Annotated in this window: 20 protein-coding genes; 9 read left to right on the top strand and 11 right to left on the bottom strand. The window is 68.6% G+C overall.

What is annotated here, in order from left to right:
• Window positions 1–110: 110 nt before the first annotated feature.
• The 5 genes from BLV63_RS03815 to BLV63_RS03795 all read left to right on the top strand — a co-directional run bounded on the left by BLV63_RS03815 (window position 111) and on the right by BLV63_RS03795 (window position 4,158).
• Window positions 111–677 carry an RNA polymerase sigma factor gene (locus BLV63_RS03815; RefSeq protein ID WP_074783998.1) on the top strand — a complete coding sequence of 189 codons (567 nt, stop codon included), beginning with the start codon at window positions 111–113 and terminating at the stop codon, window positions 675–677.
• On the top strand, window positions 674–1,246 hold the full coding sequence (locus BLV63_RS03810) for a hypothetical protein (RefSeq protein WP_066216232.1): 573 nt from the start codon (window positions 674–676) through the stop codon (window positions 1,244–1,246). The genes BLV63_RS03815 and BLV63_RS03810 overlap by 4 nt, the downstream gene beginning before the upstream one ends.
• Window positions 1,246–2,067, top strand: coding sequence for a glutamate racemase (locus tag BLV63_RS03805; RefSeq protein WP_066216231.1), 822 nt, complete (start codon window positions 1,246–1,248; stop codon window positions 2,065–2,067). The genes BLV63_RS03810 and BLV63_RS03805 overlap by 1 nt, the downstream gene beginning before the upstream one ends.
• A gap of 73 nt (window positions 2,068–2,140) precedes the next feature.
• Window positions 2,141–3,241, top strand: a complete 1,101-nt coding sequence (locus BLV63_RS03800; RefSeq protein WP_066216229.1) for a D-TA family PLP-dependent enzyme — start codon at window positions 2,141–2,143, stop codon at window positions 3,239–3,241.
• Window positions 3,242–3,276: 35 nt separating this feature from the next.
• Window positions 3,277–4,158, top strand: a complete 882-nt coding sequence (locus BLV63_RS03795; protein ID WP_066216228.1) for a DUF2262 domain-containing protein — start codon at window positions 3,277–3,279, stop codon at window positions 4,156–4,158.
• A 9-nt stretch (window positions 4,159–4,167) separates the two neighbouring features.
• Here BLV63_RS03795 and BLV63_RS03790 read toward each other — a convergent pair whose 3' ends face one another.
• Together BLV63_RS03790 and BLV63_RS03785 are read right to left on the bottom strand one after the other, a co-directional pair.
• Window positions 4,168–4,860: an alanyl-tRNA editing protein gene (locus tag BLV63_RS03790; protein WP_066216226.1), complete on the bottom strand. Its 693-nt coding sequence runs from the start codon at window positions 4,858–4,860 to the stop codon at window positions 4,168–4,170.
• A gap of 37 nt (window positions 4,861–4,897) precedes the next feature.
• Window positions 4,898–5,176 carry a metal-sensitive transcriptional regulator gene (locus BLV63_RS03785; RefSeq protein WP_254780584.1) on the bottom strand — a complete coding sequence of 93 codons (279 nt, stop codon included), beginning with the start codon at window positions 5,174–5,176 and terminating at the stop codon, window positions 4,898–4,900.
• 107 nt (window positions 5,177–5,283) lie between these two features.
• On the opposite strand from BLV63_RS03785, the gene BLV63_RS19230 reads away from it, so the two are divergent.
• Both BLV63_RS19230 and BLV63_RS03775 read left to right on the top strand, forming a co-directional pair.
• Window positions 5,284–5,469: a DUF8730 family Cys-rich protein gene (locus tag BLV63_RS19230; protein ID WP_074783991.1), complete on the top strand. Its 186-nt coding sequence runs from the start codon at window positions 5,284–5,286 to the stop codon at window positions 5,467–5,469.
• A gap of 11 nt (window positions 5,470–5,480) precedes the next feature.
• Window positions 5,481–7,148: an FAD-dependent oxidoreductase gene (locus tag BLV63_RS03775; RefSeq protein ID WP_066216222.1), complete on the top strand. Its 1,668-nt coding sequence runs from the start codon at window positions 5,481–5,483 to the stop codon at window positions 7,146–7,148.
• Between the two features lie 37 nt (window positions 7,149–7,185).
• Here BLV63_RS03775 and BLV63_RS03770 read toward each other — a convergent pair whose 3' ends face one another.
• From BLV63_RS03770 to BLV63_RS03740, 7 genes are all read right to left on the bottom strand, one after another.
• Window positions 7,186–7,638, bottom strand: a complete 453-nt coding sequence (locus BLV63_RS03770) for a MarR family winged helix-turn-helix transcriptional regulator (RefSeq protein WP_066216220.1) — start codon at window positions 7,636–7,638, stop codon at window positions 7,186–7,188.
• A 60-nt stretch (window positions 7,639–7,698) separates the two neighbouring features.
• Complete coding sequence (locus BLV63_RS03765) at window positions 7,699–8,727, bottom strand: LacI family DNA-binding transcriptional regulator (RefSeq protein ID WP_254780450.1); 1,029 nt, start codon at window positions 8,725–8,727, stop codon at window positions 7,699–7,701.
• Window positions 8,728–8,884: 157 nt separating this feature from the next.
• Window positions 8,885–10,303 (bottom strand): glycoside hydrolase family 1 protein, encoded by a 1,419-nt coding sequence (locus BLV63_RS03760; RefSeq protein ID WP_174521289.1) that lies wholly within the window; start codon window positions 10,301–10,303, stop codon window positions 8,885–8,887.
• A gap of 5 nt (window positions 10,304–10,308) precedes the next feature.
• Window positions 10,309–11,220, bottom strand: a complete 912-nt coding sequence (locus tag BLV63_RS03755; RefSeq protein WP_066216214.1) for a carbohydrate ABC transporter permease — start codon at window positions 11,218–11,220, stop codon at window positions 10,309–10,311.
• Window positions 11,217–12,155: a carbohydrate ABC transporter permease gene (locus BLV63_RS03750; protein WP_066216212.1), complete on the bottom strand. Its 939-nt coding sequence runs from the start codon at window positions 12,153–12,155 to the stop codon at window positions 11,217–11,219. The genes BLV63_RS03755 and BLV63_RS03750 overlap by 4 nt, the downstream gene beginning before the upstream one ends.
• Window positions 12,156–12,239: 84 nt before the next feature.
• A complete protein-coding gene (locus BLV63_RS03745) occupies window positions 12,240–13,511 on the bottom strand; it encodes an ABC transporter substrate-binding protein (RefSeq protein WP_066216210.1) in 1,272 nt (423 codons plus the stop codon).
• 159 nt (window positions 13,512–13,670) lie between these two features.
• The gene (locus tag BLV63_RS03740; RefSeq protein ID WP_082724271.1) at window positions 13,671–15,272 is read right to left on the bottom strand and encodes a glycoside hydrolase family 6 protein; all 1,602 of its coding nucleotides are present in this window, start codon (window positions 15,270–15,272) and stop codon (window positions 13,671–13,673) included.
• Window positions 15,273–15,692: 420 nt separating this feature from the next.
• Between BLV63_RS03740 and bglS the strand changes: the two genes are divergently transcribed.
• Window positions 15,693–16,427, top strand: coding sequence for a beta-glucanase (bglS, locus tag BLV63_RS03735; protein ID WP_066216208.1), 735 nt, complete (start codon window positions 15,693–15,695; stop codon window positions 16,425–16,427).
• Between the two features lie 245 nt (window positions 16,428–16,672).
• Window positions 16,673–17,758, top strand: coding sequence for an ABC-2 transporter permease (locus tag BLV63_RS03730; protein ID WP_066216206.1), 1,086 nt, complete (start codon window positions 16,673–16,675; stop codon window positions 17,756–17,758).
• Window position 17,759: 1 nt separating this feature from the next.
• Here the strand turns inward: BLV63_RS03730 and BLV63_RS03725 are convergent, their stop codons facing one another.
• Complete coding sequence (locus BLV63_RS03725; RefSeq protein ID WP_066216204.1) at window positions 17,760–18,452, bottom strand: response regulator; 693 nt, start codon at window positions 18,450–18,452, stop codon at window positions 17,760–17,762.
• The gene (locus tag BLV63_RS03720; RefSeq protein ID WP_082724269.1) at window positions 18,449–19,837 is read right to left on the bottom strand and encodes a sensor histidine kinase; all 1,389 of its coding nucleotides are present in this window, start codon (window positions 19,835–19,837) and stop codon (window positions 18,449–18,451) included. Before BLV63_RS03720 ends, BLV63_RS03725 begins: the two co-directional genes overlap by 4 nt.
• Window positions 19,838–19,878: the final 41 nt, after the last annotated feature.

The following is a 19,878-nucleotide window of genomic DNA, read 5'->3' as shown; positions in this document are numbered from 1 at the left end:
GGAGCGGACACCGGAATCCTCACGCGGTTTTTCCGTGATCTGCATCACATGTCGTGAGGGGTTCTGGGACCCCGCTCCCGCTTACTCCCATCCTGCCTTAGGCTGGCCACATGTCACAGGGGGTTCCCGACTCACTCGTTCCCTGGGTGGGCCGCGCCCAGGAGGGTGATCCGGCCGCCTTCGAACACCTGGTCACCCGCCTGAATGGTCCCTTGCGGAGCTTCGCCCGTGGTGTGCTCGGGCACTGGGCGGAAGCCGAGGACGCCGTCCAGGAGGCCTGGCTGCGCATCTGGCGGCGGCTCCCCCATCTGAAGGACCGTGCGGCCTTCACCGGGTGGGCGTACTCGATCACCCGCAACGTCTGCCTGGACAGGATCCGTTCGCGGGATAGGCTCAAAGCAGACTCCCTCGACGCTCAGGTCCTGGAGCTCGCGGCCCCCGAGGACGCGCAGCCCGAAGAGCAGACCGAGCGCAGACTGGAACTGGAGCGGGCGTGGAGCCGGGTGGCCGCGCTGCCGCTCGCGCAGCGCGAGGCGTTCCTCCTGGTGGCCGTGCACGGGCTGAGCTACCGGGACGCCGCACTCGCCATGGGAAGCACCGAGACCACCCTGCGCGGACGCCTGGCACGAGCCCGCGCGGCCTTGACCACCGATCCTGGAGAGGAGGCGACGCCATGAGCACCCTGCCCTGCGGCAGGACACGCGATGACGTCCTGCAGAATCTCGACGGGCCACCCGATGCCCACGAAATCCAGTGCCCCTGGTGCCACGCCGAGCGTGCCCGCCAGAAGGACCTGGATTCCGGCCTGGCCACACTCCTCCGCACCGAGGAGGAGAACCAGGGGAACGACGACGGCGCGATCGCCGCCGTGATGCGCGCGGTCCGCGAGAACCTCCGTCCTCTGCGCAGCACCCGGGCGATCGCCGCCGGCGGTGGCGAACCGGTCAAGGTGACGTCGCTGGATCTCGCCGACGCCGTGCGGAACGTGTTCGGCGGAATCGGCCGCATCCAGGTGAACTACGTGGACGTCCGGCCCGAGGACAGCGACTCCCCGCACGTGCGCTGGCGCGCGGAATGCGCCGTGAGCGTGGCCCCGGACAGTGACCTCACGGAGGTCGAGTCCACCGTGGTGAGCAAGGTGTCCGAGGGCGTGCGCGCCGTCGTGGTCGCCGAGCACCTCGTGGTCGACGTGACCCTGGAGGACGTGCACGGCGAGACCCTCCGGCACGCGGTGCGGGACTCGTGATGACGGTGGAGACCTTCACCGGCGCCGACGCGCTGCACCGCCCCGTCGGCATCTTCGACGCGGGAATCGGCAGCTACGACCTGGTGCGCCGCATCCGCGCCGCGTATCCCCGGCAGGACGTGCTGTACCTCGCCGACCGTGCGAGTTTCCCGTACGGGGCCAAGAGTGAAGAGGCCCTGCTGGCCAGCGTCGGCCGGGCGGCCCAGGCCCTCGAATCCCTGGGCGCGGCCTCGATCATCCTGGCCTCCAACGCGCCGAGCGTGACGGTCCTCGAACCACTCCGCGCTCAGATGCGCGTGCCGGTGCTCGGTGTGGTGCCTCCCGTGCGCTCGGCGCTGGCCTCGCTCCCCGGCGAAAGCACCCTGATGGTCGCCGGAGCGAGCGTCCTGATCCAGAGCGACGCGCTCGCGCAGCTCATCGAGGACGCCGTGGGCCTGGAGGCACACCGCGTGCACGCCGTGGCCGCCGACGACCTCATCGGTCTGGTCGAGTCCGGGGCTTTCCTGGACCCCGAGAAGGTCGAGCAGCCGATCGCCGCCTTCATCGCGGCCCTGCGCTCACAGCACCGGCGGCTGGGCGGGCTGTCCCTCTCGAGCACGCACCTGCCGTGGCTGGCTCCCGCGATCGCGCGGGTGGCGCCAGGCCTGCCCCTCTTCGATCCCGCGGATCAGGTCGTGGCCGACTTCGCTCCACTGGCCACGCCCGGATCCGGGCGGCTCGTCTGCATCGCCACGGCCTCCGAGGAGCATCCCCTCGACGAGTTCCAGTCGATGCTGACGAGACTGCGCCTCGACATCACCCCGGCGCTCATCGAGCTCTGACGAGGAGGAACGCCTCCTCGCCGGCGTGACCGGGCGATCGTGACCACTCGATCCGGTGCGGCAGAATGAACCCATGCACAGCATCCCGGAGGAGATCGAGACCCCTGCCATCCTGATCGAGCGGGACATCCTGCACCGCAACATCGAGCGCATGGCCTCACGGGTGCGGGAACGGGGCCTGACGCTCAGGCCCCATGTGAAGACGCACAAGATCCCCCAGATCGCGGCGCTCCAGCTCGAGGCGGGTGCGGTGGGCCTGACGGTCGCGACGATCGGCGAGGCGGAGGTCTTCGCCGACCACGGCGCCACCGACCTGTTCATCGCCTACCCCCTGTGGCTCAGCGCGGCGAAGGCGGAGCGTCTCAGGGCTCTCTCGCAGCGGGCACGGATCGCCTTCGGCACGGATTCCGTCGAGGCGGTCCGTGAGGCCGGCCGTCTGCTGGGCCCGGCTGCCGCGGACTTCGGCGTGCTGGTCGAGATCGACAGCGGGCATCACCGCAGCGGCGTGCGGCCCGAGGACGCGGCCGCGATCGCCGACGCCGCCCGCGCCGCCGGTTTCCGCGTCGCCGGTGTCTTCACGTTCCCGGGTCACAGCTACGCCCCGGGGATGCCCGGCACCGCGGTGGACCAGGAGGGGGCCGCCCTGGACCGGGCCGCCGTCGCGCTCCGGGAGGCCGGGCACGACGTCGAGGTCCTCAGCGGCGGCTCGACGCCGACCGCGCTGCTCACCGGGGACTCTGTCGCCACGGAGTTGCGGCCGGGTGTCTACGTGTTCGGAGACGCGCAGCAGCTCGAACTCGGGCGCTGCGCGCCGGAGGACGTGTCGCTGACCGTGGCCGCGACCGTGGTCAGCCGCCACGAAGGGTCTGGGGACCTTCCGCGCCGGATCGTGCTCGACGCCGGCAGCAAGATGCTCGGCGGCGACCGCCCCGCCTGGGCGAGCGGCTTCGCCCGGGTCCAGGAGGAGCCCGACGCGCGGGTCAGCGCCCTGTCCGAGCATCACGCGACGGTCCTGTGGCCCGAGGACGCACCGTTGCCCGCGCTGGGCAGCAGGCTGCGCCTCATTCCCAATCACGTGTGCGTCGCGGTGAACCTGGTGGATGAGGTCACCGTGGTCTCCGACGGCGCCGTCGTCGAGCGCTGGGAGATCGCGGCACGGGGCCGCAACGCCTGAGCGCGGGATGACTCAGGCCAGGTAGGGTGACCCGTATGTCGGGGGATCAGGAACGCCTGGATTTTGAGAAGCGCCACGCGTCGGACGCGGTGGAGATCACCGTCCTCACCGGTCAGCACACCGGTGGGGCGGGAAAAGCCGGTGGCGCGGTTCTCTGGACGGCCTCGGCCGATGTGCTGGCCTACCGTGACGAAAACGGCTCGGAAGTGGACGCATCGGGCCGCCTGTCGTGGCTCGCGACCGACGAGCAGCGCGACACGTGGATTCACGACCTCAAACCGCTGACCCAGTACGTGGTCAGGGCACGCCGCGCGACCCCGGATCCTGCCGAGTACGCCAAGTACAAGCTGCCCGTCCCCGATCTCACGCACCACTTCGCCCTCGACGAGGTGGTGGAACGGGACGTGCAGAACCGTTTCCTCCTCGAGCGGAGGGCCCAGTGGGTCCAGCCCGTCACCATGGCCACCGACCTCGGCGATTTCGAGCTCGATCGCGCCTTCGGATGGTTTTCAGGCCTGATCGCGCGGGGCGACGGCGACATCTCCGTGACGCTCGCCGTCGACGAACCCGCCATCCTGGGCGCCGAGACCTGTCATGCAGCGTTCGCCAGCCTGCACACACTGGTGGCAAACCTGTCCGTCATCGACGCGCGGTGGCGGGCCTTCGCCGCGGAGAAGCTCACCGACCTGGCCAACGATTGGCAGGACGACGCGCAGGAGGAGAACGACGAGGCAGCGCCCGAAGCTCCGATCACAGCCGACACGTTCGCCCAACGCATCCGCCTCAGCGAGCTCTCCATCGACCCGGAAGGTTCGATGACCGCCTACTACGACGATGACGACCTGTTCTGGGGCCACGTGATCCTCATCGAGGTGGCAGCCGACGGAACCCCCGGCGACGCGACCATCGCCGGGTAGGGCCTGCGGTCAGGCGTGCTCGGCCTCGTAGCGGACCTTGAGGGCGCCGCGCTTGACCTTCAGTTCGAGCACGCGGACGTCCTTCAGCTGGGACAGGTCCGAGACATGCGTCCCGCCGCACGGTTCCGCGTTCACACCTTCGATCGTGACGGTGCGGTGGCCGGAGTCGTCGGTCGTGGCGGTGACGGCGCCGCCGCGGGCGAGCACGGCGTCGAACGCCTCCTGCAGCTCGGCGCGCACCGCATCCCGCAGCTCCGGCGTCGCGAGCTCTGATTCCAGGCCCTCGGGGCTGAAGTCGAGACGCGCCTGACCCGGGTAGTGGCTGTGGCCGGCGCTCTGCCAGCCGCGGGCCTCCCCCAGGTGACCCAGGACGTGACCTGCGGTGTGGAGCGCGGCGTGCCGCTTGCGCAGGGTCTCGTCGATCGCGCAGACCACCTCGGCGCCCTCGTCCAGGGCCAGCCCGTCGCCGCTCAGCACCACGAGACCTTCCTCGGTGCGGGACGGGACCACCGGCACGCCGTTAACGGTGCCCTCATCGGACGGCTGGCCGCCGCCCTTCGGGTGGAAGATGTTCGGGCTCACGGCGACCCAGGCGCCGTCGTCGTCCTGGCCTGCGGCCACCACCTGGGCGGGGGATTCGAAAAGGTAGGTGTCCCGGTAATAGGCCTGGTCCTGCGAGGGCCCAACGTCGCTGATCGTCATACTTTCAGCTTAGGGGCAGCCAAGCGAAGAAGCCTCCTCACGCCAAGGAAAGAAACAGCTTCTCCAGCTCTTCAGGATTCATGGCGCCATCCGCTTCCGGGGCCGTGAGGCACTCCTTCAGAGCCGTGGAGATCACCAAGAAACCGGCGCGGTCCAGCGCCTTCGACACGGCCGCAAGCTGCTGCACCACATCACGACATGGCGAATCCGATTCAACTGCCGAAATCACGGCGGCAAGCTGCCCCTGCGCGCGACGGAGCCGATTGACGACCTTCCGCTTCGCATCCGCGTCATGGCCGTCAGTCACCGAGTTCATTGTCATCACGTCCCACATCTTCCCTGTCGATTCCAGCTTGACATTCAATATACCCCTACCCGTATCGTACTTATACCCCCTGGAGTATTTGAGAGCGGAGAGATGAAATGTGCTATCCCACAACGTGCAAGGTGTGCGGCAAGACGACCTGGAGTGGATGTGGCGAGCACATCGCATCCGTCAAGCGCAGCGTGCCCGCAGCACAGTGGTGCGATAAGGTCCACACGGAAGCCGAGATCGCAGCGGCCCGCGACAGCCGCCCGGGTCTGTTCTCGCGGATTTTCGGCCGGTGAGGGGGCCCTCCATGCGAGTCGTCATCGTTGGCGGCGTCGCCGCCGGCATGAGCGCGGCAGCACGTGCAAGGCGCTTGGATGAAGACGCCGAGATCGTCGTGCTGGAACGTGGGCGTCACGTCTCATTCGCCAACTGCGGTCTTCCTTACTATGTAGGCGGTGAGATCCTGGAGGCCGAAGACCTCCTGCTTCACAACCCAGCATCCTTGAGAGCCGCGTTGAACATCGATGTGCGACTTGAACACAGCGTCATCGGGCTGGATGCCTCCGCACACCACGTGACCGTGGAAACGCCTGCCGGAGAACAGCAGATCCACTACGACGAACTGATCCTCGCCCCCGGAGCCTCGGTGTTCCGCCCGGCCATTCCTGGACTCGATTCACCGCGTGTTCACACCCTCCGCACCGTTGACGACGCGTTGGCACACCGCACGGCGCTCGAATCAGGAGCGCGGCATGCAGTCGTCCTGGGTGGGGGCTTCATCGGCGTTGAGGCCGCCGAAGCCTTTGCAGCCCAGGGCCTCAAGGTAGACCTCGTCACACGCGGTCCGCACATACTGTCCCCTGTGGAAGCTGAGCTGGCCGCCCTCGTCACCACCGAAGCGAGCAGGCTCGGCATCACCGTTCACTCCAACGCGACGGTGGAAAGGATCGTGTCCGGCGACACGCGCGACACGGTCGTCCTCTCTGACGGCCACCAGGTCCAGGCGGACCTCCTCGTCCTGGCCGCCGGCGTCCGGCCGGACACGGCCATCTTCGAAAAGGCCGGAGTGGCGTGCGAACGGGGCGCCATAGTCGTGGACGAGTATGGTCGCACCAACCTCCCCGGGGTGTACGCAGCTGGGGATGCCACCCTGCAGACCGACCATGTGACCGGCACTCGTCACCCCGTCACCCTCGCCGGACCCGCGAATCGCTCAGGTCGTCAGGTCGCTGATCACCTCGTGCGACCGGAATCGGCCCGGCCCGCACCGGCAACGACGGGGACTGCAATCATCCGCGTCGGAGAACTCACGGCCGCAACCACCGGTGCAAACCGGGCCTCACTGCGGAAGGCCGGCGTCGACCACCAAACCCTCCATCTTCATCCATCGAATCACGCCGGATACTTCCCCGGGGCAACTCCGCTTTCCCTGGTGGTTCACATCCGCAAAGACGACGGTCTGTTGCTTGGAGCACAAGCGGTCGGGAAAGAGGGCGTCGACAAGCGCATAGATGTTCTTGCCACTGCCATCCGTGCTGAATTCCATGTCGCAGACCTGATCGATCTCGATCTCGCGTATTCGCCTATCTACGGAAGCGCGAAAGACCCGGTGAACCTGGTCGGAATGGTGGGCCAGAACGCCCTCGACGGCACCCTGCGCTTGTGGTACGCCGAGGAGTGGGAGCACCTCCGTCACGACGCTTTGATCCTGGATGTCCGCAGCCGTGACGAGTACGCCTCTGGACACCTGCCGGGGTCGCTCAACATCCCGCACACCGAACTTCGCGGGCGCCTCGACGAGTTGAAAGCCACGGTCGACAACCGTCCAGTCAGAGTGCTGTGCGGATCCGGGGTACGCTCGCACATCGCCCACCGAGTCCTGGACCACGCCGGTTTCGATTCCGCATCTCTGTCCGGGGGGATGCAGACCGCTCGCGCGATCCTCGGCGATCACATCCTGCATTCGGTCGGATGACTGCTCCTGCGCGACCGGGGCCTCCCGGCGCTACGTCCTAGTTCTCCCCCATGGCGGCGTTGAAGCGGTCCAGCATTTCGGCGAACGCCTCCAGGTCCTCGTTGGACCAGTCGGCGAGCCGTTCGATCATGACTTCATTGAGCAGGCGGGCCGAGGTCTCCAGCGCCGCCTCGCCCTCCGGGGTGAGGCGCAGGGCCTGGCTCCGTGCCGTGGACTCCGGATCCACCACGGCCATGAGGCCCATGCGGGTGAGCGCCGCGAGCTGCCGGGACACCGTGGACCGGTTGAGCTCGAAGTGGGTGGCCATGTCCACGGCGCGGCACCCGGGGTGCGAACGGATGTACTCCAGCATCGAATGGTCCACCGGCGAGAGCGTCTGGTTGGAGCGCCTCAGCCGGGCGCTCCCCCGCCTGCTGACCGTGGTCAGGCCCGTCTGAATACGGGCCACGGCGGCGTCGTGCTCGGCGTGCTCCTTCTCCGGTGTCACCATCCCTCCAGCCTAGTGCCGCGGCTGTCACGCCGGGGTTACGCCGGACCGGAGGGCCAGGACTCAGGCGGATCCGCGCACCACGAGCTCGGTCTCCAGGACAGTCCTGCGGGGCGGCGTGGCCCCGGTGAGCAGGTCGATGAGGACGCCGGCCGTCGCCTCGCCCAGCGCATGGAGGGGCTGGCGGATCGTGGTCAGGGGCGGGTTCGTGGAGATCGCGACCGGGGAGTCGTCATAACCGACGATCGCGACGTCTTCCGGAACCCGGATCCCTTCCGCGGTGAGGGTCTCCAGCGCGCCCCGGGCCATGAGATCGTTCGCCGCGAAGATCGCATCGGGCAGCCGCCCGCCCGGTTCCGCGGCCCGGGCGAGCAGCTCGCGGGCGGCCCGGACACCGTCGGCCTCGAAGTAGTCGCCGGGGACTTCCGCGAAGGGTTCCAGCCCGGCGTCGAGGAGCGCCTTGCGGAATCCCTGGAGCCGGTCCTCCGCGGCCCCCATCGACAGGGAACCGGTGATGGTCGCGATCCTGGTGCGTCCCGTGCTGATCAGGTGGTCGGCGGCGTACCGCGCGCCGGTGACATTGTCGACGTCGACGACGTAGTCGCTCTCCCGCTCGGCCCACGGGCGGCCGCCGAAGACCACGGGAACGGCCTCGACGATGCTGTCGATGAAGGCATCGCTCGTGTGATACGAGAGGACGATCGCCCCGTCCACGCCGCCGTTGCGGACGAAGCCGGTGACCCGCCCGTCCGGATCGTCGCTGGCCACCAGCAGGTTCAGGACATAGTCCGAACGGGCGATCCGGTCACTGATCCCGGCCACCACGGCGGCGAAGAACGGGTCTCCGAAGAAGCGGGTGGTGTCCTCTGGAACGACCAGGGCGATCGCATGGGTCTGGCGGGTGGCCAGGGAGCGTGCGGCGCGATTCGGCACGTAGCCGAGCCGTTCGATGGCGGCTTCCACTGCTTCCAGGGCCTCAGCACTCACCGCGGTGGAACCGTTCACCACCCGCGACACCGTGGATCGGGACACCCCGGCAGCGGCCGCGACTTCTTCCAGTGTCGGCCGGGCCGCGTTTTCCTTGTGATCCACCCCTGCTCCGTTCTCCTGCATACGCTTCGGGTTCGTCGCGGATGACAGCCGTGATCTTACACTGCCCGCCTTTCGGGCAGCGGCGGGGCCACGCACCGGTGCGGACCGGGGATCCCCCGATCCGCACCGGTGCGTGAGCCGGGCCGCGCGGACGGCCTCACACGGCGCGTTCGGCGATGATGCGCCGGTATTCCAGCCCCGAGTCCTTCACCAGGCGCTCCTGCGTCTCGTAGTCGACGCGGACGATCCCGAACCGCTTCTCGTATCCCCAGGCCCACTCGTAGTTGTCGAGCAGCGACCAGTAGAAGTAGCCGCGGACGTCGGCTCCCGCGTCGATCGCCGCGAGGACGGCGCCGAGGTGGTCCTTCAGGAACGCGGCGCGCTCCGTGTCGGGAACCCGGCCGTCCACGAGTTCGTCGTCGTACGCCGCACCGTTCTCGGTGACGTACAGCGGCAGGCCGGGGGCGGACTCGGCGACGCGCTGCAGCACCCGCCGCAGGCCGTCGGGCTGCACCTCCCAGTCCATGCCGGTGCGCGGGAGCCCGCGTTCGACCCAGTGCACCCCCTCGGCGGCCGGGAACGGCGACTCCGTGCGCCGGGAGACGTGGGCATCGCCTCCCGGCGCCTGCTCGTCCGCGCGCCGGGGAGCATGCCCCGACACGAGCTCACCGTGGTAGTAATTGACGCCCAGCCAGTCGAGTGGCGTGGACATCGAGGCGAGGTCTCCGTCCTGGACGGCCGCCTCCCACCGTGTCACCGCTTCCGGGTGCGCCGCTCGGATGTCTTCCACGGTGTCCTCCGGGTAGGAGCCCTGGAGCACCGGGTCGAGGAACCACCGGTTGAACTGTCCGTCGATCCTCCGGGCGGCGTCGAGATCGGCGGGATCCTGCGGATCCGCGGCGTCCGCGACCGTCAGGTTGAGCGTGATCCCGCATTCCAGCGCGTCATCCCGCTCGCGCAGGGCCTCGATCATGCGGCCGTGGGCGAGCAGCAGGTGGTGGGCGGCGAGCAGTCCGTCGCCGACGTCGTACCGGCCCGGGGCGTGCGCCCCCGCGGTGTAAGAGAGGAACGACGAGCACCACGGCTCATTCAGCGTCGTCCAGTGCCGCACCCGGTCGCCGAGCGCGTCATGCAGGGTGAGCCCGTACTCGACGAACCGGTCCGAGGTCTCGCGGACGGTCCAGCCGCCCTTCTCCTCCAGTGCCTGCGGCATGTCCCAGTGGTAGAGCGTCAGCCAGGGCAGGATGCCCGCTTCCAGGAGCTCGTCGACCAGGCGGTCGTAGAACGCGACGCCGGCCGGGTTCACCGCCCCGCCGTCCGGCCGCACGCGCGACCACGACGCCGAGAACCGGTAACTCTGCAGGCCCAGTTCCCGCATGAGCGCGACGTCCTGGGGGTACCGGTTGTAGTGGTCGCACGCCACGTCCCCGGTGTCGCCGTTCACCACGGCCCCGGGGACCCGGCTGAACGCGTCCCAGATCGACGCGGTGCGCCCGTCGTCGAAGGCGGCGCCCTCGATCTGATACGCGGCGGTCGCGGCGCCGAAGAGGAACTTCTCCGGGAAGGGTCGGGACATACGGGTCATCCTTTCACCGCACCCTGCATGATGCCGCTGACCAGTTGCTTTCCTGCTCCGGCGAACAGGATCAGCAACGGGATGGTCGACAGCAGCACACCTGCGAGCACGATCGAGTAGTCGACGAAATGGTTGGACTGCAGCAGCGACAGGGCCACCGGAAGGGTCGGGTCCTGCCGGTCGAGCACGATGAACGGCCAGAAGAAGTTGTTCCAGGCCGAGACGAACGTGAACAGCCCGAGCATCGACGCCGCGGGACGGGCTGCCGGCAGGCCGATGGTCCAGAAGGTGCGGAAGGAGCTGGCCCCGTCCATCCGGGCCGCCTCGATCAGCTCATCCGGCACCGCCTGCTGCAGGTACTGGGTCATCCAGAACACGCCGAAAGCACTCACGAGCGCGGGGACGATGACGGCGCCCGTCTTGCCCGTCCAGCCGAGCTCATTGAAGAGCACATACAGCGGGACGACACCCAGCTGGGTCGGCACCGCCATGGTCCCGACGACGAACGCGAGCAGCCAGCCACGCCCACGGAAGCGGAGCTTGGCGAACGCCCAGCCTGCGAGCGTCGAGAAGAACACCACGGAGAGCGCGATCAGCGCCGAGGTGAAGACCGAGTTCCACAGGGCCTTCCAGAAGTTCAACGCCGGATCGTTGACCACGGTCAGGGCGTTGGCGAGGAAATTGCCGCCGGGGATCCAGGACATGTGAGGGTCCCGGAGCGTGTAGGCGTCCCCCGAACCGATCAGGAACGACCAGTAGAACGGGAAGACGCTTCCGGCCAGGACGAGGCCGAGGCACCCGTACACGAACCATCCGGGGCGGGCGCCGCGGACGCGTCGGGTGCGCGGCGAGGCGGGCGGGGTGGGCGCCGTCGTGGTGACGCGGTCACGGGCGGTGGTGCGCGTCGCGGTGGTCATCGCTGGTCTCCGTCCGTGCGCACCAGGGCGCGGGTGATGAGCATGTTGATCGCGCCGATGACGAGCACGATGAGGAACAGGAGCCAGGCCAGGGCGGCCGCGCGTCCGAAGTTCCATTCGCCCCAGCCGATGTTGTAGAGGTACAGGGAGATGGTCAGCCACTGGCTGTTCGACCCCCCGGTCCCGTACTGGTCATACATCCGGGGCTCGTCGAATATCTGCAGACCGCCGATGGTGGACGTGATGACGACGAAGATGAGCGTCGGGCGCAGACTCGGCAGCGTGATGGCGAAGAACTGGCGGAACCGGCCCGCGCCGTCCACCGTCGCGGCCTCGTAATAGTCGCGGGGGATGGCCTGCATCGCGGCCAGCAGGATCAGCGTGTTGTAGCCCGTCCAGCGGAAGTTCACCATCGTGGCGATCGCGATGTGACTGGCGAAAGCGTTGGTGTGCCACGGGATCGGCTCCAGGCCGATGCCCTGCAGCGCGGTGTTGACGAGGCCGTACCGGTCACCGAACAGATTCGAGAAGATGAGCGCGACGGCGACAGGCGCGACGACGTAGGGCAGCAGCACTCCCATGCGCCAGAAAGTCTTCGCGCGCAGGTTCTGGTCGAGGAGCGCGGCGAGGAACACCGCGAACACCATCTGAGGAACGCTGGAGAGCAGGAAGATGCTGAAGGTGTTGCGGAGGGCGATCCAGAACTTCGGCTGGCCCAGCACGTAGGCGTACTGGTCGAATCCGATCCAGGTCCCTTTGCCGCGGACCTGGTCCCAGTCCATGAACGAGATGATCGCCGTATAGGCGATGGGGAAAAGCCCCACGACGAGGAACAGCAGGAAGAACGGCGAAATGTAGAGGTAGGGCGAGAACTTCAGGTCCCAGCGCGAGAGGCGCGCTCCGAAGCCGAAACGCCGCGGCGTGACAGTGGTCATGACAGGTCCTAGTGGGTTGTCCGGGCGGGAAGGCGGGTAGGGGCGGGGCCGCCCTGATGAACGGGAAGCGGCCCCGCCGCGGCGTTACTTCAGTGCCTTGACTTCGTCAGTCCACTGCTTCCAGGAGGTCTCCGCGTCCTGGGTCCGTTCCTCCACGCGGGTCAGGGCCTTCTGCATCGCGTCGTTGATCGGGAAGTAGCGCTGCCCCTTGAACGGCGCCACCGTCACGGCCTTCGCGCGCTCGGACAGGATCTTGCCGACGGGCGCATTGTTGAAGTACTTGTCGGTCGAGCCGAGCAGGGTCTTGTCAGTGAGCGCCTTCTGCTGGCTCGGGAAGGTTCCGGCGTTGGAGAACGCCTTCATCTGCTGAGCGGGGTCCGTCAGCCAGTCCGCAAGCTCCTGCGCGGCATTGACGTTCTTCCCGTTCTTGGGCACCGTCAGATACGAACCGCCCCAGTTGCCGCCGCCGTTGGGGAAGACATTGGCGATGTCCCAACCCTTGACGCCCTTGGCATTGCCCGAGATCACGCCCAGCATCCATCCGGGGCAGAGCATCGTGGCGAAGGAGCCGTTCGACAGGCCCTTCATCCAGTCGGGTGACCACTGGCTGAGGTGCGCCGACTGCGTCCTGCTGGCCTTCAGAACCTTGTCGTAAGCCGTCTTGACCTCGGCGTTCGTCGTCGCGGTGACCTCACCGCTCTTGGGGTCCTCATAGGCGGCCTCGATCTGGTTGACGATGCCCTGGTAGGTCCCGCCGGCCGAGTCGAAGAAGGGCTTGCCCGTGGCGGCGGTGTACTTCGCGCCCACGTCGAAGTAGTGGTCCCAGTCGCCCTGGAGCAGCTTGGCCACGGCTTCACGATCGGTGGGAAGACCGGCGGCGGCGAACAGGTCACTGCGGTAGCAGACAGCTTCCGGGCCGATGTCGGTGCCGTAGCCGATGAGGTTTCCGTCCTTGTCCGTGGCGGCCGCGGTCTTCCAGTCGAGCCAGCGGTCCTTGAGTTTCGCGTCGACCGGTGCGAGCAGATCGGAGTACTTCATGACCTCGGGAAGCCAGTCGACCTCGATGGCTTCGACGTCGGCCAGGCCGGACTTGCCGATCTTCTGGAAGTAGTTCTCGCGGGCCTCGTTGCTGGTGGCGGCCCGGTTGTGCACGATCTTCACGTTCGGGTGGGACGCCGTGTACTCCTTCAGCAGCGCATCGGTGTACCCGAAGTCGTTGAAGGTTGCGACGGTGAGGGTGACGGGGGCATTCGGATCGGACGGGGTGTCGCCACTGGAACAGCCGGTCAGCACCAGGGATGCGGCGGCGACGGCCGCCGCGACGGGGACGAGCAATCTGCGTGGGGTGAGTTTCACGGGCACTCCTTTGTGTGCGTGTGATGATGCGAGAGGTGGGGCGTGGGAGCGCTCCCAAAAGGAATTTGAGTGTATGAGAGCGCTCCCACGCGTGTCAATGGATTTCATTGATCCCGGATTCTTCAGGCGGAAGGTCCCCCTCCGCCGGCCCGGGCGGGCTCAGCGGGTCGCGCAGGCCGCGCCGTTGAGGCGGAACTGCCACGGCGCGTCGGCCGCTCCGACGCCCCGCACGACGAGGGACGTTTCAGCGCCGGGCGCCAGGGACGTGGCCCTGCCGCGCGCACTGACCGACACCTCGGCGCCACGCTGCACGAACGTCGCGCCGGGCACGGCCTTGACCTTCTGGTCGCCGCCGAAGGTCCAGCTCAGCACCCAGGGCGTAGCCGTCTCCGACCCGAGATTGCGGAGGCGCAGGGTCTGCGAGAACGAGGCACCGTGCCCGGTCGGCGTCACCGTCACCTCGCACGTGAGCGGCGCCAGCGCGGGCACCGCGTTCGCGACGAGTTCACGCGCCTGCTCAGGGAACCACTGCCCGGCCGGCGGATCCTGGATACCCCGCGCCGGGTCCAGAGGCCCTGCCGTGCCGCGATAGCACTGCCCGTCAGACTCGCCCGGAACCTTGACCCACAGGTACGCGTCCGCGAGATCCACACCCGTGCTGGTGGTGGGCCTCTGACCCGCACCTCGCCCAGGAGGGTTGCACCAGTCCTCGTGCTGCGGATACACGCCCACCGGATACTGCCAAGGACCGATGCCGTTGCGGCTGGTGTCGACGATGAAACGCGCGGTCGGCTTGACGCCACCCAGCTGGGCGGCGTACCGCGAGTCCACCCCCGCCGTGTCGAGCGCGGGGTCCGCGGCGCCCGCGCTCCACTCGCCGTATTGCGACATCGCGACACCCTGCCAGTCGTTGGCCGGGCCGCCATTCCAGAACTGGTCCCCACAGTCCTTGAACCTGCCCGGGGCGACCTCGGTGGCGTAGGCGATGCAGGACGAGACCCACGTGCCGTAGGCGTTCGAGTTCTTCGTGTACAAGTAGTTCGACACGTTGAGGAAGAACCCGGTCGTCCGGCCCACGCCGGCGCGGACGAGACGCGAGGAGATCTCCCCGACGTTCAGCCACGCGGCATTGGTGCCGTCGAGATACGTGGCCACGGAGGGCAACGCGCTCAAGGCGTCGACGGCGTGGTTCAGCTGCTCGAATCGCGCGTCCGAGGCGCTCTCGGGGTCGGCCCCTTCGGGCCGGCAGGAATCGAGTGAGCCGTCGAGCGTCGTGTGGAACGGGATCACGCCGAGACCGTCCGGCTCGATGAGGACGATCGCCCGGCGGTTGCCGATTCCTGCCGCGACCCCGTCGATCCACGCGTTGTAGGCCTTGGTGTCCGCGGCGCCACCGGCCGAGTACAGGGCGCAGTCCCGGAACGGCAGGTTGTAGGCGACGAGCACCGGGACCGTGCCGGACTTCGCGGCCGCCGTGACGACCCGATCGGCTTTCGCCCGCGCCTCCTGGGGCGTGCCACCCGCCAGCCAGGTCGCCGACGGAATGCTGGCCAGCAGCTGCGCGTCGGAGCGCGCCTGCCCTTGAAGTCCTTGCGCGGCGGCCAGCGTCGTGCTCAGTGGGTCCGCGAACAGGGCCGATCCGCTGATCCCCGGACCACCGCCTGGATCGTCGACCGCGGCCTGGGCCGGCAGGACAGACCCCGCTCCGAGCAAGAGCGCGGACGCCAGGGCTGCCGACGCGCGCATTCTCCTGAAACTCATATCACTCCTTCGTGAGGGAAGACTCGCCGCGGCGAGCGTTTGGGAGCGCTCCCAAATTGCGTCAACCCTGCCCGACCGGCAACTCCTCCGTCAAGAGTCGACGCCCCTCCCGCGGCGGCTCCCGCGCCCCGCTCAGCGCGACGACGCCGGCCATCCGGCGCTGCCTCGTCGGCGGGGTTCAGTGATGCCCACCGCGGTCACCCAGGGCTCATCGACCCCTTGACAGGGCCCACCTGGTGCCTGAAGGTTGACGGTGGGAGCGCTCTCATTTCACCGTTGAAAACCCGACACCTCGATGGAGGCTCAGCTCCCATGCACTCACACCTCAGGCACCCAGCCGAACACCACTCATCCGCACGCCACTCGACCGGACGGCGCACGCGGACATTCTCGCCGCGCGTCGCACGCCGACTGCTCAGGATGGCCGCAGTCGCACTTCTCCTCCTCACCGCATCCCCACTGGGCGCGGGACCCGCGGCGGCAGCGATCGGTGGCAGCTTCTCCGACGAGTTCACCTCCTACGACACCTCCCGCTGGAGCAAGGCGGACGGCTGGTCGAACGGCGGCATGTTCAACGCAGGATGGCGCGCCGACCACGTCTGGTTCAACGGCGGCGTGATGGGGCTGAATCTGGACACCGCCACGTGCCCCTCCGGCTGCTCGGGCAAGCCGTACGCGTCCGGCGAGTACCGGACCAACGATCTCTTCTCCTACGGCCGCTACAGCGCTCGCCTCAAGGCGAGCGCCGGATCAGGCACCGTCACCTCGTTCTTCACCTACACGGGACCCAGCGACGGTCAGCCCTGGGACGAGATCGACGTCGAGATCCTGGGCAAGAACACGTGGCAGATGCAGACCAATTACTTCACCAACGGGGTCGGCGGCCACGAGACCCTGATCAACCTCGGCTTCGATGCGTCGGCCGGCTACCACGACTACGCCTTCGAATGGGGGCCGGGCGGCTCCATCAACTGGTTCGTCGACGGACGCCTCGTCCACCAGGAGACCGGTTCGCGCGGCCCACTGCCCACCCATCCTCAGCGCATCATCACGAACTTCTGGCCGGGGACAGGCGTCGACTCGTGGCTCGGCCCCTTCCAGTACTCGGGACAGCGGACCGCGACCTACGACCGCGTCCAGTACACGAAGTACTGAGCGAGCAGCATTGACGCCAGACACACCGGATCGGCGCGGCTTAACGAGCCGCGCCTGTCCGGCCGTCGGCTGACGGATGCACCCACGGCCCGCCGGGGCATGGTTCCGGCCGCCCGTCGCCTGTCGGCCGCCCGCCGTCCCGATGGTTGCGCAATGCAACAATTGGGCCTAAAGTAGTTAGCGAGCCTAATCTTCCCTTCGCGGAACGCCTCTCCCCCTTGCTGACTTTTCTCCGACAGGAACCCATGTCCACGCATCGCCTCCCCCTTGTGAAAACGCTGCCCTCGGCACGCCCGCGCCTCTGGCCCGACGGCAAGACCTGGGGCCACATCGCCCTGCATCTGCTCATCCCCCTCGTCATGGGCGCCGGCATGGCCTTCGCCTATCTCGGCGCTTTCCACTCCCCGGATCCGCACCACTTCCCGGTGGCCGTGGTGGGACAGAGCCCCGAGACGAAGGTGTTCGCCCAGTCGCTGAACGACGGTTCGGAGGGCAAGCTCCAGGTCACGACCGTGGCCACCGCCGATCAGGCGCGTCAGCAGATCACCGATCAGAAGATCTCCGCGGCCTACGTCCCGAGCAGGGATCACGCGACCATCCTGGTCTCCGGCGCGGCGTCCGAAGCGGCCGCCGGCGCCGCCCAGAAGGTCTTCCTGCCGCTGGCGTACAAGCAGCACCTGCCCGTCGCCGTCGAGGACGTCCGTCCGGGCGGCCCCAACGACACCGCCGGGCAGTCCGTGTTCTTCATGCTCGTGGCCCTGAGCGTGGGCTCCTACGCCAGCGTGGTGGCGATCGCCGCCGCGACCGCGAAGCTCCGGGTGGGCATTCGCCTGCTGATCGGTGCGGGCACCGCCCTGGTGGTGGCCGGCATCGCGACCCTCGTGGCCGGCCCGGTGTATCAGGTGCTCAACGGCTACGAATGGAACATCTGGCTGCTCGGCTCGCTGTACTCGTTCGGCATCATCACCATCGGTCTGGGGCTGCACCCGATCCTCGGCAAGTGGACCACTCCGGCCCTGACGCTCCTGTTCGTGATGCTCAACTTCACCAGCAGTGGCGGCGTGTACCCGGCGTCACTGTCACCGGCCTTCTTCGCCGGGCTCAACACCTTCTGGAACGGCGCGGCCTGGCTCAACGCGGTGCGCGACCTGACCTACTTCCCCGGCGCCGACTTCGGCATGGACGGACTCAAGCTGGCCCTGTGGGCGCTCGGCGGCGTCGCCCTGGTGCTGCTCAGCCACCTGGCCACCGTCAAGAAGCGGCAGCTCGCGGACGACACCCTTCCCGTGTCCCGCGAAGAGGAGGAATCCTCGGTGGTCGCCGCGGGCTGACTCAGGCGTCCGGGACCCGGATGATCTTCTGCTGGACCGCCGTCGTGATGGCGGCGGTCCGGTTGTCCACGCCGAGCTTGGCGTAGATGTGCACCAGATGTGTCTTGACGGTCGCCTCCGAGATGAAGAGCGCCCTGGCCAACGCGCGGTTGGACAGGCCCGTGGCCAGCAGTTCCAGGATCTCCACTTCGCGGGCTGAAAGCTGCGGGACCGGATTCCTCAAGCGGCCCACCAGCCGGGCGGCGACCTCCGGTGCGAGGGCCGTCTCCCCCGCGGCGGCAGCGCGCACCGCAGCCCGGATCCGCTCGGACTCGGCGTCCTTGAGCATGTAGCCGCTGGCCCCGGCCTCGAGGGCGCTGAGGATGTCCGAATCGCTGTCGTAGGTGGTCAGGACCAGCACCGGAACCGGGCGGACCCCGCCTTCTCCCTGGCGGATCTTCCGGGTGGCCGTGGCCCCGTCCATGCCATCGCCCATCTGGAGATCCATCAGCACCAGGTCGATGTCCTCTCCGAGAGTCTGGCGGCGCCGGAGCTCCTCCAAGGCGGCGGCGCCGTCGGACGCTTCGGCCACCACCCGAATGCTCTGCGCACTATCGGAGGTGTGACCCTCGGACGGGAGCGCAGGGTCCTCCAGCATCGCCTTCAGGCCCGCCCTCACCACCGGGTGGTCGTCCACCAGCAAGACCCTGATCATGGCAGTACCTCCGTGTCAGTCGGTGCGTGGTCAGCCGGTGCGTCGAGGACCACGCCGGGCGCAGGGCCCGAGGGGACCCTGATCGCCACCACGGTCCCCTCGCCGGGAGCCGACTCCAGCACCAGGCTCCCGCCCAGCGCCTCGACGCGGGACGTGAGCAGACCCAGCCCCACCCCGTCGCCCAACGCAGGGGCTTCGGGACGGAAACCGACGCCGTCGTCGAACACATCCAAAGTCAGTTCCTGTTCCAGGAAGCCGAGCGTGAGCACCGCATGGTCCGCCCGGGCATGGCGGAGGACATTCGCGAGCGACGCCTGAGAAGCCCGGAGCAACGCCTGAGACAGCTCCACAGGGATGTCGCGGGGCTCCCCGCTGAGCCGGAACGCCACGGACAAGCCACTGCCGGCGGCCCGGGCCTGCCGTTCGGTGTCGGCGCAGAGCGAAGCGAGCAGTTCGGGCAGCGCGGCATTCGCGGAGGCGCCGGGCGAGCGCACGAACTCCCGTGCCTGCTCCAGGGCCGACGACGCCGTCTCCTCCACCACGGCCAGCCGCTCGCGGGCCGCGCCCAGCTCCTCGGCGTCCAGAGACCTGCCGGCCGCTCGGCTCATCAGCACGATCGAGGAGAGACCCTGCGCCAGGGTGTCGTGGATCTCGCGGGCGAGGCGCGCCCGTTCGGACAGCACCCCGGCCTCGCGCTGACTCGCGGCCAGCTCCGAACGGGCCGCACGCAGAGCCGCCGCGACGCGACGCTGCTCCTCCGCCTCCCGGTACAGGGCCTGATAACTGAGCGCCGTGACGACGGCGAACGCGGCGCCGAAGCCCGGGCCGATCACGAGCGCGCCGTTCGAGGAGCCCGGCGCGGCGTGCAAGAACAGCGCCACGACCAGCGCCGCCGTCGTGCAGACGACCGCCAGCAGCCCCACCCCTCGTGGCAGCAGGTGCAGCTCCAGGAAGAAGAGAGGGAACGCGAGCCACGCGAAATCCGCCGAGAACACCAGCAGCACCAGCCACAGCACCACCACGACGGCGAGCCACCACCGCGCGTACGGCGCGGGATCGAGCCGGCTGGCGCCGAGGGCGTGACGTTTCTCGGCTGCGGTGCCTCCCAGATAGACCGCCGCGAGCAACGCCGCCACCGGGTAGACCACCGCGGGACTCCAGGCGGGCGCCGGGCCACCTGACCCCAGCGTCGCGGACCCGAGCGTCAGGGAGTAGCGGACCACACCCAGCAGCAGGAGTGCGGCGAACCCGAGATGCAGGCTCACCCGCAGAACCCGCAGGATGACCTGGGTCCCCTGAGCCGGGTTCCGGGCAGCGTCCAGGGCACTCGCACCCGCGCCGCCACCGGCGACGGAGTGGCCGTGAGGTGCGGGCCCGATTCCCATGCCACCACCCTACTGGCGGGCGCCGACAGGAATCCGTCCGG

Origin of the sequence: Arthrobacter woluwensis, from assembly GCF_900105345.1 — a bacterium.
Taxonomy (GTDB): domain Bacteria; phylum Actinomycetota; class Actinomycetes; order Actinomycetales; family Micrococcaceae; genus Arthrobacter_E; species Arthrobacter_E woluwensis.
The sequence above is the reverse complement of the archived record's forward strand: the minus strand, read 5'-3'. Positions and strand labels throughout refer to the sequence as shown.

Bases quoted from the DNA above. Each gene is read 5' to 3' on its own strand.
- BLV63_RS03785 (WP_254780584.1), bottom strand. From the start codon at position 5,176: ATGAACTCGGTGACTGACGGCCATGACGCGGATGCGAAGCGGAAGGTC.
- BLV63_RS03725 (WP_066216204.1), bottom strand. From the start codon at position 18,452: ATGATCAGGGTCTTGCTGGTGGACGACCACCCGGTGGTGAGGGCGGGC.
- BLV63_RS03760 (WP_174521289.1), bottom strand. From the start codon at position 10,303: ATGTCCCGACCCTTCCCGGAGAAGTTCCTCTTCGGCGCCGCGACCGCC.
- BLV63_RS03790 (WP_066216226.1), bottom strand. From the start codon at position 4,860: ATGACGATCAGCGACGTTGGGCCCTCGCAGGACCAGGCCTATTACCGG.
- BLV63_RS03810 (WP_066216232.1), top strand. From the start codon at position 674: ATGAGCACCCTGCCCTGCGGCAGGACACGCGATGACGTCCTGCAGAAT.
- BLV63_RS03750 (WP_066216212.1), bottom strand. From the start codon at position 12,155: ATGACCACTGTCACGCCGCGGCGTTTCGGCTTCGGAGCGCGCCTCTCG.
- BLV63_RS19230 (WP_074783991.1), top strand. From the start codon at position 5,284: ATGTGCTATCCCACAACGTGCAAGGTGTGCGGCAAGACGACCTGGAGT.
- BLV63_RS03730 (WP_066216206.1), top strand. From the start codon at position 16,673: ATGTCCACGCATCGCCTCCCCCTTGTGAAAACGCTGCCCTCGGCACGC.
- BLV63_RS03720 (WP_082724269.1), bottom strand. From the start codon at position 19,837: ATGGGAATCGGGCCCGCACCTCACGGCCACTCCGTCGCCGGTGGCGGC.
- BLV63_RS03755 (WP_066216214.1), bottom strand. From the start codon at position 11,220: ATGACCACCGCGACGCGCACCACCGCCCGTGACCGCGTCACCACGACG.
- BLV63_RS03775 (WP_066216222.1), top strand. From the start codon at position 5,481: ATGCGAGTCGTCATCGTTGGCGGCGTCGCCGCCGGCATGAGCGCGGCA.
- bglS (WP_066216208.1), top strand. From the start codon at position 15,693: ATGGCCGCAGTCGCACTTCTCCTCCTCACCGCATCCCCACTGGGCGCG.
- BLV63_RS03815 (WP_074783998.1), top strand. From the start codon at position 111: ATGTCACAGGGGGTTCCCGACTCACTCGTTCCCTGGGTGGGCCGCGCC.
- BLV63_RS03770 (WP_066216220.1), bottom strand. From the start codon at position 7,638: ATGGTGACACCGGAGAAGGAGCACGCCGAGCACGACGCCGCCGTGGCC.
- BLV63_RS03800 (WP_066216229.1), top strand. From the start codon at position 2,141: ATGCACAGCATCCCGGAGGAGATCGAGACCCCTGCCATCCTGATCGAG.
- BLV63_RS03805 (WP_066216231.1), top strand. From the start codon at position 1,246: ATGACGGTGGAGACCTTCACCGGCGCCGACGCGCTGCACCGCCCCGTC.
- BLV63_RS03795 (WP_066216228.1), top strand. From the start codon at position 3,277: ATGTCGGGGGATCAGGAACGCCTGGATTTTGAGAAGCGCCACGCGTCG.
- BLV63_RS03740 (WP_082724271.1), bottom strand. From the start codon at position 15,272: ATGAGTTTCAGGAGAATGCGCGCGTCGGCAGCCCTGGCGTCCGCGCTC.